Origin of the sequence: Microbacterium sp. UBA1612 (assembly GCF_002321605.1) — a bacterium.
GTDB classification, from domain to species: domain Bacteria; phylum Actinomycetota; class Actinomycetes; order Actinomycetales; family Microbacteriaceae; genus Microbacterium; species Microbacterium luteum.
Genome location: NZ_DCMW01000036.1, coordinates 15,692 through 27,309, shown reverse-complemented (window position 1 = coordinate 27,309; position 11,618 = coordinate 15,692). Strand labels below are relative to the sequence as shown.

At 68.7% G+C, this 11,618-nt stretch carries 13 protein-coding genes; 12 read left to right on the top strand and 1 reads right to left on the bottom strand.

Annotated elements, in window-relative coordinates:
• The first annotated feature begins 33 nt into the window (after positions 1–33).
• A complete protein-coding gene (gene priA / locus B3S45_RS13395) occupies positions 34–780 on the top strand; it encodes a bifunctional 1-(5-phosphoribosyl)-5-((5-phosphoribosylamino)methylideneamino)imidazole-4-carboxamide isomerase/phosphoribosylanthranilate isomerase PriA (protein ID WP_071045726.1) in 747 nt (248 codons plus the stop codon).
• Positions 764–1,567 (top strand): SseB family protein, encoded by an 804-nt coding sequence (locus B3S45_RS13390; RefSeq protein ID WP_071045728.1) that lies wholly within the window; start codon positions 764–766, stop codon positions 1,565–1,567. The genes priA and B3S45_RS13390 overlap by 17 nt, the downstream gene beginning before the upstream one ends.
• On the opposite strand, the gene B3S45_RS13385 is transcribed toward B3S45_RS13390, so the two are convergent.
• A complete protein-coding gene (locus B3S45_RS13385) occupies positions 1,560–1,958 on the bottom strand; it encodes a DUF1844 domain-containing protein (protein WP_071045729.1) in 399 nt (132 codons plus the stop codon). The genes B3S45_RS13390 and B3S45_RS13385 overlap by 8 nt on opposite strands.
• A gap of 308 nt (positions 1,959–2,266) precedes the next feature.
• On the opposite strand from B3S45_RS13385, the gene infC reads away from it, so the two are divergent.
• From infC to pheT, 10 genes are all read left to right on the top strand, one after another.
• Positions 2,267–2,845 carry a translation initiation factor IF-3 gene (gene infC, locus B3S45_RS13380; protein WP_286721203.1) on the top strand — a complete coding sequence of 193 codons (579 nt, stop codon included), beginning with the start codon at positions 2,267–2,269 and terminating at the stop codon, positions 2,843–2,845.
• 71 nt (positions 2,846–2,916) lie between these two features.
• Complete coding sequence (rpmI, locus tag B3S45_RS13375) at positions 2,917–3,111, top strand: 50S ribosomal protein L35 (RefSeq protein WP_071045731.1); 195 nt, start codon at positions 2,917–2,919, stop codon at positions 3,109–3,111.
• 32 nt (positions 3,112–3,143) lie between these two features.
• Complete coding sequence (rplT, locus tag B3S45_RS13370; protein ID WP_071045733.1) at positions 3,144–3,527, top strand: 50S ribosomal protein L20; 384 nt, start codon at positions 3,144–3,146, stop codon at positions 3,525–3,527.
• 239 nt (positions 3,528–3,766) lie between these two features.
• Positions 3,767–4,564, top strand: coding sequence for a TrmH family RNA methyltransferase (locus tag B3S45_RS13365; protein WP_071046061.1), 798 nt, complete (start codon positions 3,767–3,769; stop codon positions 4,562–4,564).
• Positions 4,565–4,653: 89 nt separating this feature from the next.
• Positions 4,654–5,448 carry an amino acid ABC transporter ATP-binding protein gene (locus B3S45_RS13360; RefSeq protein ID WP_286721199.1) on the top strand — a complete coding sequence of 265 codons (795 nt, stop codon included), beginning with the start codon at positions 4,654–4,656 and terminating at the stop codon, positions 5,446–5,448.
• Positions 5,449–5,523: 75 nt separating this feature from the next.
• Positions 5,524–6,393: a glutamate ABC transporter substrate-binding protein gene (locus B3S45_RS13355; RefSeq protein ID WP_071046071.1), complete on the top strand. Its 870-nt coding sequence runs from the start codon at positions 5,524–5,526 to the stop codon at positions 6,391–6,393.
• A 65-nt stretch (positions 6,394–6,458) separates the two neighbouring features.
• A complete protein-coding gene (locus tag B3S45_RS13350; RefSeq protein ID WP_071046073.1) occupies positions 6,459–7,106 on the top strand; it encodes an amino acid ABC transporter permease in 648 nt (215 codons plus the stop codon).
• Positions 7,103–8,032, top strand: a complete 930-nt coding sequence (locus B3S45_RS13345; protein ID WP_286721196.1) for an amino acid ABC transporter permease — start codon at positions 7,103–7,105, stop codon at positions 8,030–8,032. The genes B3S45_RS13350 and B3S45_RS13345 overlap by 4 nt, the downstream gene beginning before the upstream one ends.
• Before the next feature lie 36 nt (positions 8,033–8,068).
• A complete protein-coding gene (pheS, locus tag B3S45_RS13340; RefSeq protein WP_286721194.1) occupies positions 8,069–9,115 on the top strand; it encodes a phenylalanine--tRNA ligase subunit alpha in 1,047 nt (348 codons plus the stop codon).
• Entirely contained in the window at positions 9,115–11,613 is a 2,499-nt protein-coding gene (pheT, locus tag B3S45_RS13335) for a phenylalanine--tRNA ligase subunit beta (protein WP_286721192.1), read from the top strand. Before pheS ends, pheT begins: the two co-directional genes overlap by 1 nt.
• Positions 11,614–11,618: the final 5 nt, after the last annotated feature.

Genomic DNA, 11,618 nt, shown 5'->3' with positions numbered 1-11,618 from the left:
GCCCGGATCCGGTGCCGAGACGCACGAGGAGCTATGAACGATTTCGCATCAACGCCCCAGCTTGTCCTGCTTCCCGCGGTGGACGTCGCCGGGGGAAAGGCCGTGCGACTCACGCAGGGTGAGGCCGGTTCGGAGACGAACTACGGCGACCCGGTCGACGCCGCGACCGACTGGGCGCGCCAGGGGGCCCAGTGGATCCACCTCGTCGACCTCGATGCGGCCTTCGGCCGGGGCAGCAATGCCGGCATCATGCGCAAGGTGATCAAGTCGGTGCGCGGTGTTCAGGTCGAGCTGTCCGGCGGCATCCGCGACGATGCCTCGCTGGAGGCGGCTCTCGAAAGCGGCGCCTCGCGCGTGAACCTCGGGACCGCCGCGCTGGAGAACCCCGAGTGGGCGGCTGACGTGATCGGCCGCTACGGCGACCTCATCGCCGTCGGCCTGGATGTGCGTGGGACGACGCTCGCCGCGCGGGGCTGGACCCGCGAAGGCGGCGACCTGTGGACGGTGCTCGATCGCCTCGAGTCAGCCGGATGCAGTCGCTACGTCGTGACGGACGTGACGAAGGACGGCACCCTGCAGGGCCCGAACACCGACCTGCTGCGTGAGATGGTGACGCGAACACCGAAGCCCGTCGTGGCGTCGGGAGGCATCTCGAGCCTCGACGACATCGCCGCTCTCCGAGAGCTCGTGCCCCTCGGCGTCGAGGGTGCGATCGTCGGCAAGGCCCTCTATGCGAGGAACTTCACCCTCGCTGAGGCGCTGGATGTCGCCGGGCGCTGACTCCGCGCAGCCCGACGGCGGCTCGGACTCGGCGGGAGTCCCGTGGGAGGGACGCCGCTTCTCCGACAATCCCCACGCCGCTGACGACGGCCGTGCTGATCCCGCTCTCGAGCGGGCGCTGCGGGACTTCCGGGCGGGCGAAGGCTCCGAGGCGCAGGTCGTCGACGCGTACCGGACAGCCCGTCTGCTGATCCCCCTCATCGCGCAGAAGGGCGACGGTGACGGCGACGCGGTCGGTGCACACGGACTCGCGGTGGACAAGACGCAGGAGCTGTCGATCGTCACGGTCGCCGCACCGGACGGGCGACACGTGCTTCCGGTCTTCACGTCGGTCGACACCATGCGGGTGTGGGATGCGCAGGCGCGTCCGGTGCCCGCGGAGGGCATCAGGACCGCACTGGCGGCATCGGCGGACGACACCGACCTCATCGTCATCGATCCCGGCTCGGAGACCGAGTTCGTCATCCGCCGTCCGGCGGTCTGGGCGATCGCTCAGTCGCAGCAGTGGGAGCCGAGTCATCGTTCGCCCGAGGTGGCGGCCGGACTCAACGAGAGCGTCGGCGGCGAGCTGGCCATCATCGACCTCGCACTCGAACCCGGCGATCCGGGCGCGCGTGGACGCGGGCCCGAGCTGATCGTGCGCCTGCACCTGGCTGACGGTCTCGATCAGTCGCAGCTCGATGCCGTCCTCGCACGCCTGGCGAGACGATGGGCCGCGGATGACCGCGTCGCCGTGCTGGTGGACTCGCTCGCCGTGAAGCTCGTGCGCTCGGATCCGCTCAGCTGACCGGCCCGGTCCATTTCTCGCCCGGTCCCTTGCCGATGGGGTCGGGAATCGCCGATGCCTCGCGGAAGGCGAGTTGCACCGAGCGCAGTCCGTCGCGGAGGGATCGCGCGTGCATATCGCTGATCTCCGGGGCGCCGGCGGTGATGAGCCCGGCGAGGGCGTTGATGAGCTTGCGGGCCTCGTCCAGATCCTTCTGCGTGTCGGGGTCGTCGGCGAGTCCGACCTTCACGGCGGCCGCGCTCATCAGATGCACCGCGGCGGTGGTGATCACCTCGACGGCGGGGACATCCGCGATGTCGCGGGTCGCCGACTCGGCGGCGGCTTCCTGAGAGGCCCACCGAGCGTGACGTTCGTCGTCTGCGTGGCCGTGGTCGGGGGGAATCGTGGACACGTGGTGCTTTCTGGTAGACTTCAGCGGGCTTCAGAGCACTGTGCTCTGGAACGAAAGAGGATCACATCCCACCCGCGCTTGCCGCTCCAGGCTACCGGGTCCACGCACTCCGCTCCGGCGACACCATGTCGGAGTCGACCCGGAGACATGCATGTCGACCGAGGTACGGGTGCACGATGTCGGCGTTCGGACGCCGCGTCGGGTGGAATGGGGACTCTTCCGCCCGCGACATACCGTGTCGCGGTGGCCACCACCCGCACGAAGAGGAGTTCCGCATCAGCGATCCCCGCACCAACGAGCGCATCCGCGTGCCTGAGGTCCGTCTCGTCGGCCCCAACGGCGAGCAGGTCGGCGTCGTCCGCATCGAGGTTGCGCAGCGTCTTGCTCAGGAGGCGGATCTCGACCTGGTCGAGGTCGCGCCCAACTCGAAGCCGCCCGTGGTCAAGATCATGGACTACGGCAAGTTCAAGTACGAGGCTGCGCAGAAGGCCAAGGAGGCGCGTCGCAATCAGGCGAACACGGTCCTCAAGGAGGTCCGGTTCCGACTGAAGATCGAGGCGCACGACTACATCACCAAGCTCAAGCGCGCCGAGGGCTTCCTCCAGGCCGGTGACAAGGTGAAGGCCATGATCCTGTTCCGCGGGCGCGAGCAGTCGCGTCCGGAGCAGGGCGTGCGACTGCTCCGCAAGTTCGCCGAAGACGTCGCCGAATTCGGCACCGTCGAGGTCAACCCGACGCAGGACGGCCGCAACATGACGATGGTGATCGCCCCGCACAAGAACAAGTCCGAGGCGAAGGCCGAGCAGAACGCTCAGCGCGCGGCGAACAAGGAAGCCTCGCGCGCATCGCGCACCGGCACCGACGGCGACACCGCCCCGGCGCAGTAGCGCTCCCCAAGACCCCCGCTCCGTCGGGACCCCGTTCCCGCCCGAGCGGGAAGAGACACGAAGGAAGAAAAATGCCGAAGCAGAAGACCCACTCGGGTGCCAAGAAGCGCTTCAAGATCACCGGCAGCGGCAAGCTCAAGAAGCAGCAGGCCGGAATGCGCCACAACCTCGAGGGCAAGTCGAGCCGCCGCACCCGCCGTCTGAACCAGGATCAGGTGCTGTCGAAGGCCGACACCAAGCAGGCCAAGAAGCTTCTCGGCCGCTGACGCGGCCCGTGCACGAATAGGAACGAAACGAAATGGCTAGAGTCAAGCGGGCCGTCAACGCCCACAAGAAGCGTCGCGTCATCCTCGAACGCGCCTCCGGTTACCGGGGTCAGCGCTCGCGTCTGTACCGCAAGGCGAAGGAGCAGGTCACCCACTCGCTCGTCTACGCGTACCGCGACCGTCGCAAGCGCAAGGGCGACTTCCGTCGCCTGTGGATCCAGCGCATCAACGCAGCCAGCCGTCAGCACGGCATGACCTACAACCGCTTCATCCAGGGCCTCGGCCTCGCGGGTGTGCAGGTCGACCGTCGCATGCTGGCCGAGCTCGCCGTGAACGAGCCGACCGCGTTCGCCTCGCTCGTCGAGACCGCCAAGAAGGCGCTGCCCGAGAACGTCAACGCCAAGAAGACGGCGTAAGGCTCTCTCTCGAAAGGGCGTCCTCCTCCGGGAGGGCGCCCTTTCGGCATCCCGTGCCACGCCCCGCGCGGCCGCATCGTCGGAGATTCGGCCCGATGTCGGACGATCGCGCCGGAATCCTCCGACATCGGCGCGATTCTCCGACATCGGGCCGGGCAGGTGGGGCGGGCGAGGCAGGGGGTGTGACGCGGGGCAGGTGGATGCGGGGCGCCGCGGGGCGCCGCCCCTAGACTGGTCGCGTGCTCGAGAACCCCCGGTCGCCGCGCGTGCGCGCCGTGGCGAAGCTCACCAAGCGCAGCGCACGCAAAGAGACGGGGCTCTATCTCCTCGAGGGGCCACAGGCCGCGCGGGAGGCGCTCGCCTTCCAACCCGGAACGGTCGTCGAACTGTTCGCGACACCGGCCGCGTTGGAGAAGCACACCGACATCCGCGATGCGGCCGCGTCCGCCGGAATCGAGCCGGTCTACACGACCGAGCCCGTGCTCGACGCGATGGCCGACACGGTGACACCCCAGGGGATCGTCGCGGTCGCGCGGCAGGCTCCCACGTCGGTCCGTGAGATCTTCGCCGGCTCGCCTCGGCTGGTGGCGGTGTGCGAGGAGGTGCGCGACCCGGGGAACCTCGGCACGATCATCCGTGCCGCCGATGCGGTCGGCGCCGACGCCGTCATCCTCACGGGCAACACTGTCGATCCGTACCACCCGAAGGTGGTGCGTTCGACGACCGGTTCGCTGTTCCACCTACCGATCGCCATCGGCGCCGACCTCGAGACCGTCGTCGAGCTCGCTCACGCCGCCGGCGTGCGGGTGGTCGCCGCCGACGTCGGAGGAGAGGACTTCCTCGCTCGACGTGAGATCCTCGCCGAACCGACCGCCTGGGTCTTCGGCAACGAGGCGCGGGGTCTTCACGACGAGGCCGTCTCGCTGGTCGACATGTCGATGCGGCTTCCGATCTACGGACGCGCCGAGTCGCTCAATCTGGCTACCGCTGCCAGCGTCTGCCTCTACGAAACGGCGTTCGCGCAGCGCGCCGACTGAGCCATCTGACCAGCGCGAGTCGATTACAGCTCGGTTAAGGTCGCGCGTCACCTCTGGAGCGGCGGTTCCCCCGGGGCTATGTTCAGGCCATGACGACATCCGATGCCTCATCGGCGGCCCGAACGTCGAACATCACCGTGCGACGCGGTGAGCCGCTCGTCGTCATCGACCACGTCGACAAACACTTCGGCGAACTCCATGTGCTGCGCGACATCAACACCGTGGTCAACCGCGGCGAGGTCGTGGTCGTGATCGGGCCCAGCGGGTCCGGAAAGTCCACGCTGTGTCGCGCCGTCAACCGTCTTGAGACGATCGATTCGGGGACCATCACCATCGACGGCGTCCCGCTGCCCGAAGAGGGGCGCGCGCTGGCGAAGCTGCGTGCCGACGTCGGCATGGTGTTCCAGTCGTTCAATCTGTTCGCCCACAAGACGGTGCTCGAGAACGTCACTCTTGGTCCGATGCGCGTGCGGGGCCTCAAGAAGAAGGATGCCGAGAAGCAGGCGATGGAGCTCCTGGATCGCGTGGGAGTCGCCAATCAGGCGGCCAAGATGCCCAGTCAGCTCTCGGGTGGCCAGCAGCAGCGTGTCGCCATCGCCCGTTCGCTGGCGATGAATCCAAAGCTCATCCTCCTCGACGAACCCACCAGCGCACTCGACCCGGAGATGATCAACGAGGTCCTCGACGTCATGGTCGGTCTCGCCCAGGAGGGCATGACCATGATCGTCGTCACACACGAGATGGGATTCGCACGCAAGGCCGCAGACCGCGTGCTGTTCATGGCCGATGGAGCCATCGTCGAAGAAGCCGCACCCGAGCAGTTCTTCACGAACCCGCAGAGCGAGAGGGCCAAGGACTTCCTGTCCAAGATCCTCGAGCACTGAAAGGACCGCTCCGCGACGCAGGGCGGGAATCGAGAAGAGGTCGCTTCGGCGACCGCACACAGCAAAGGACGAGACATGAAGCGAGCGAGACTCCCGCTCATCGCGCTGGCCGCCGCCGGCGCCTTGGCGCTGACGGCCTGCGGTGGCGGGGACACCGCCGGTGACGATGCCGCTCCCGAGCCGGCAGAAGATGTCACCTTCGACGAGGGCACGACGATGGCGGCGCTCAACGAGGCCGGCACCATCACCATCGGCACGAAGTTCGACCAGCCGCTGTTCGGCCTGGTCGGTCCCAGCGGCGAACCCGAGGGCTTCGACGTCGAGATCGGCAAGATCATCGCCGCCCAGCTGGGCATCGCCGAAGAAGACATCGAGTGGGTCGAGACCGTGTCGGCGAACCGTGAGCCGTTCATCGAGAACGGCCAGGTCGACATCGTGGTCGCGACGTACACGATCAACGACGCCCGCAAGGAGGTCGTCTCTTTCGCCGGGCCCTATTACATGGCCGGGCAGTCCATCCTCGTTCTCGCCGACAACGAGGACATCGCCAGCGAAGAGGACCTCGTCGGCCAGCCGGTGTGCTCGGTGACGGGGTCGACTCCGGCGGCCATGCTGGAGGAGATCGGTGCGGAGCCGGTCCTCACGGACACCTACTCGAACTGCCTGGAGCCCCTGCGAAACGGTCAGGTCGTCGCGGTGTCGACCGACAACGTCATCCTGGCCGGCCTCGCCGCGCAGAACGAGGGCGAGTTCAAGGTCGTGGGCGAGCCGTTCACCGATGAGCCCTACGGCATCGGCTTGGCGCTGGATGACACCGACTTCCGCATGTGGATCAACGACGTGCTGGAGGAGTCGTACGCCGACGGCAGCTATGAGCAGGCGTGGAACGACACCGCCGGTGCCGTGCTGCCCTACGTCGAGCCGCCGACACCGGACCGCTACTGACCCGATGAGGGTGTGCCGCACTCGCCTGCGGGACACCCTCATCCCACCGATCGAGAGGAGGCCCGATGGAGCAGCTCTGGTCGCTCATGCCCGAGTTCTGGGAGGGATTCCGCGTCACCCTGCTGCTGCTGGTCGTCTCGGGTGTGCTGGCCCTCGTGCTCGGCACCGCGATCGCGGCGATGCGCATCTCGCCGGTTCCGGTGCTGCGCGGATTCGCCGCGGCGTGGACCGAGATCGCGCGCAACACCCCGCTGACGCTCGTGTTCTTCTTCACGGCCTTCGTCATGCCGATGCTCGGCGTGCGTGCGCCCTACGTGCTGCTCGCCTTCGTCGCCCTCACCTACTACACGTCGCCCTTCGTGGCTGAAGCCCTTCGCTCGGGCATCAACGGCGTGCCCGTCGGTCAGGCCGAGGCGGCGCGCAGCATCGGGCTCGGATTCCGGCAGACGGTCTCGCTCGTGGTGCTTCCGCAGGCGTTCCGGATGACGGTGCCGCCGCTCATCAACGTCTTCATCGCCCTCACCAAGAACACCTCGGTGGCGGGCGGATTCTTCGTGGTGGAACTGTTCGCCACGACCCGGCAGCTCGCGAACGACAACGGCAACATCGTCATCCCGATCCTGCTGGTGGCCGCGGCCCTCTACCTCGTCATCACGGTGCCGCTCGGCTTCGCGGCCGGCCAGCTCGAGAAGCGGTGGGTGGTGTCACGATGAGCGGATCGAGCGTCCTCTTCGACGCGCCGGGCCCGAAGGCTCGTCGCAATTCGCTGATCGCCTCCGTCGTCGCGGGGGCGGTGCTGATCGCGCTCGCCGTCTGGGTCTTCCTGATCCTCGCCGCGCCCCGTCAATCCGGCGGCATCACCCTTCCGGGCATGTTCGACGGGAGCCGATGGGACATCTTCACCGATCCCGAGGTGTGGCAGTTCATCGGGCGAGGGGTGCTGGCGACGCTGCAAGCCGCGGCGGTGGCCGCTGTCGGTGCCGTGGCCCTCGGAGTCGTCTTCTCGCTCCTGCGGAGCTCGGAGCACGCGTGGATCCGCGTGCCGACCGCGTGGCTGCTGGAGTTCTTCCGCGGTATGCCGGTGCTGCTGATGATGCTGTTCATCCTCCTCGTCGCATCGACCGGTGCGTTCTGGGCGGTCGTGATCGCCCTGATCATCTACAACGGCACCCTCATCGGCGAGGCGCTGCGAGCGGGACTCGCGGCGCTGCCGCGCGGTCAGCGTGAGGCGGCGCTGTCCGTCGGCATGCGCTACTTCCAATCGAAGATTCTCGTCGAGTTCCCGCAGGCGTTCCGCCAGATGCTCCCGATCATCGTGGCGCAGCTGGTCGTGCTGCTGAAAGACACGTCTCTCGGATACATCGTGGGATACAACGAGCTCATCCGCACCACGATGAACAATCTCGGCAGCTTCTACGGCAATCGGTACATGTTCTCGCTGTTCGTGGTGACCCTGGTGCTCTACCTGGCCATCAACCTGAGCCTGTCGTGGTTCGCTCGATGGCTGTCGCGGCGCACCGCGTCCGGCGGTGGCAAGGTGCGGAAGGGGGCGTCCACGCCGGAGGATCCCGATCAGGCACTCCTCGTCGCCGAGGCCAACGCCAAGGCGCGGATGTCGGAGTCGCAGACGGGGCGCTGACGGGCGGAGTGTCGCACGTCGGTAGACTCGTCTCTCGTGTCCGACGAGGTTGCCCCCGAGATCACCCCCGAGGCGGTGGAGACCGCGGTGACCGCCGCGCTGTCCGCCATCGCCGAGGCTGCCGACTCCGCAGAGTTGAAGGCGGTGCGCGCCGCGCACACGGGCGAAGGCTCGCCCCTGGCGCGCCTGAACGCACGAATGCGCGATGTGCCCAAGGACAAGAAGGCGGAGTTCGGCAAGCTCGTCGGTCAGGCCCGCGGACAGGTCTCGCAGGCGCTCGCCGCACGAGAGGCCGAGATCGTCGAGGCCGAGACCGCGGCGCGCCTGGAGGCCGAACGCGTCGACATCACGGCCCTCGCCCATCGCGCGCGCACTGGCGCTCGCCATCCGCTGACCCTGCTCCAGGAGGAGATCTCCGACATCTTCGTCAGCATGGGGTGGGAGATCGCCGAAGGACCCGAGCTCGAGCACGAATGGTTCAACTTCGACGCGCTGAACATCGCGCCGGACCACCCGTCCCGGCAGATGCAGGACTCCTTCTACGTCGACCCGGTCGAGCGGCACCTCGTGATGCGAACCCACACCAGCCCGGTGCAGATGCGGTCGATGCTCGAACGCGACATCCCGATCTACGTGCTCTCCCCGGGGCGCGTCTACCGTGCCGACGAATTCGATGCCACGCACCTTCCCGTCTTCTCGCAGTTCGAGGGACTGGTCATCGACCGCGGCATCACGATGGCGCACCTCAAGGGAACGCTCGACCACATCGCACGCGTGCTGTTCGGCAGTGAGGCCAAGACGCGCATGCGCGCCAACTACTTCCCGTTCACCGAACCGTCCGCCGAGTTCGACCTCTGGCACCCGACCTTCACCGGCGGCGCCCGATGGATCGAATGGGGGGGATGCGGAATGGTCAACCCCAACGTGCTGCGTGCGGCCGGGATCGACCCGGAAGAGTACTCGGGCTTCGCCTTCGGAATGGGCTTCGAGCGGACCCTCATGTTCCGCAGCGACGTGAAGGACATGCGTGACATGGCCGAGGGCGATGTGCGCTTCAGCAAGCAGTTCGGAATGGTGGTCTGATGCGCGTCCCCCTGTCATGGCTGCGTGAGTACGTCGACGTCGCCGCCGAGTCCACGCCCGAGGACGTCCTCGCGGCTCTGGTCGCCGTCGGGTTCGAAGAGGAGGACGTGCATCGGTTCGAGCTCTCCGGGCCCATCGTCGTCGGCGAGGTGCTGGAGTTCGTCGAGGAGCCGCAGAAGAACGGCAAGACCATCCGCTGGTGCCAGGTCGACGTCGGCGACGGCGTGCGCGGGATCGTGTGCGGTGCCGCCAACTTCTTCGCCGGTGACAAGGTCGTCGTGACCCTGCCCGGCTCGGTCCTTCCGGGGCCGTTCCCCATCGCCGCGCGGAAGACGTACGGTCACGTGTCGGACGGCATGATCGCGTCGGCCAAGGAACTCGGCCTCGGCGAGGAGAGCGACGGGATCCTGCGTCTGGTCGAGATCGGCATCGACGCCCCGGCCGGGACGGATGCGATCGGTCTGCTGGGGCTGGACGACGTCGCCGTCGAGATCAATGTGACCCCCGACCGCGGCTACGCGCTGTCCCTCCGGGGTGTGGCGCGGGAGTACTCCCACGCCACCGGTGCGCCCTTCCGCGATCCGGCGGAGCGCGACGGTGCCGAGGTGCGCATCGACCGCCACGAGTTCGCGGTCGCCGTCGACGATCAGGCGCCGGTGCGAGGCCGCGCGGGGGCGACGGAGTTCGTCGCCCGCGTGGTGCGCGACGTCGACCCGACCAAGCCCACCCCGTCGTGGATGGTCGCCCGCCTCACGCTCGCCGGCATCCGGTCTCTCGGGATCCTCATCGACATCACCAACTACGTGATGCTCGAGCTGGGGACGCCGATCCACGGCTACGACCTCGACGCGCTCAGCGGGGGGATCGTCGTCCGTCGCGCGCGTGCGGGGGAGCGGCTCGAGACCCTGGACGGGAAGGTCCGCGACCTCCACGTCGAAGACCTGCTGATCACCGACGCGTCAGGCCCGATCGGTCTGGCCGGCGTCATGGGCGGCGGGACGACCGAGATGGGCGCTTCGACGCGCAACGTGCTCGTCGAAGCGGCCGTCTTCGAGCCGATCACGATCGCGCGGACCGCCCGTCGGCACAAGCTGCCCAGCGAAGCGTCGCGCCGGTTCGAGCGAGGCGTCGACCCCGCCCTGCCGGCGGTGGCCGCGCAGCGGGTGGTCGATCTCCTGGTGGAGCTCGCCGGCGGCACCGACGAGCGCGTCGGAGGTGCGCTCGGGACCGACATCGCGCGGACGTCGATCGAGCTGCCGAGTGCGTTCGTCGCCGGCCTCGTCGGCGTCCCCTACACGGTCGAGGAGATCGTGTCCTCGCTCGAGATGATCGGGTGCGCCGTGACGACGACCGATCCAGGATGGACGGTCGTCGCGCCGACCTGGCGTCCCGACCTCACCGACAAGTGGACGCTCGCGGAGGAGGTCGCCCGGATCACCGGCTACGACCGCATCCCCTCTCAGCTGCCGCTCCCGCCGTCCGGTCGCGGACTGACCGCCGCGCAGAGCGGTCGTCGCCGCGTGTCGAACGCGCTCGCGGCTGCCGGCTACGTCGAGACGCCCTCCTTCCCCTTCACGACCGAGGCGCAGAACGATCTCCACGGTTCCGCGGACGGCGGGCACCTGCCGAGCATCGAACTCGCCAACCCGCTCGACGGCCAGGCCCCGTTCCTGCGCCGGTCGCTCGTCCCCGGCCTGATGCAGGTCGCCCACCGCAACGTCTCGCGCGGCCTGACGGATCTGGCGCTGTACGAGACCGGCGTCGTCTTCCTGCCCCGCGCCGGAGTCTCCTACGGAACCGCGCACGTCCCGCCGCCGGCCGTGCGCCCGTCGGCGGCCACGCTCGCCGAGCTGGATGCCGCGATCCCGCCGCAGCGTCGGCATGTCGCCGTGCTGCTGACCGGATCGCTCGTGGCGAAGCAGCCGGGTGAGCCCGCGCGTGCGGCGGACGTCGCCGATGCCCTCGACGCCGTCCGCACGATCGCGCTCGCGGCGGGGGTCGAGGTCGACGTGTCGCAGGACACGCGAGCGGCGCTGCACCCCGGTCGCACGGGCACCCTGCGTGTGCGCGGCGAGGTCGTCGGTCACGTCGGCGAGCTGCTCCCGGCCGTCGCAGCGGACGCGGACCTGCCGGGCCGCGTCGTCGTCGCCGAACTCGACCTCGACCGCATCCTCGGGCTCGCGGGCGACCGCGTGGTCGCCGGATCGCTCTCGACCTATCCCGCGGCGACGCAGGACGTGTCTCTGGTCGTCGCGGCCGAGGTTCCGGCCGCGGACCTCGCGGAGGCGTTGCGCGAAGGCGCAGGAAACCTCCTCGAAGACCTCCACCTGGTGGACGACTACCGCGGGCAGGGCATCGCGGAGGGGGCCAAGAGCCTGACCTTCGCGCTGCGCTTCCGTGCCGCCGACCGCACGCTCACCGCCGCGGAGGCGACCACGGCGAAACTCGCCGGCGTCGCCGTCGCCGAAGAGCGTCACGGCGCGGCCATCCGCGACTGAGCCGA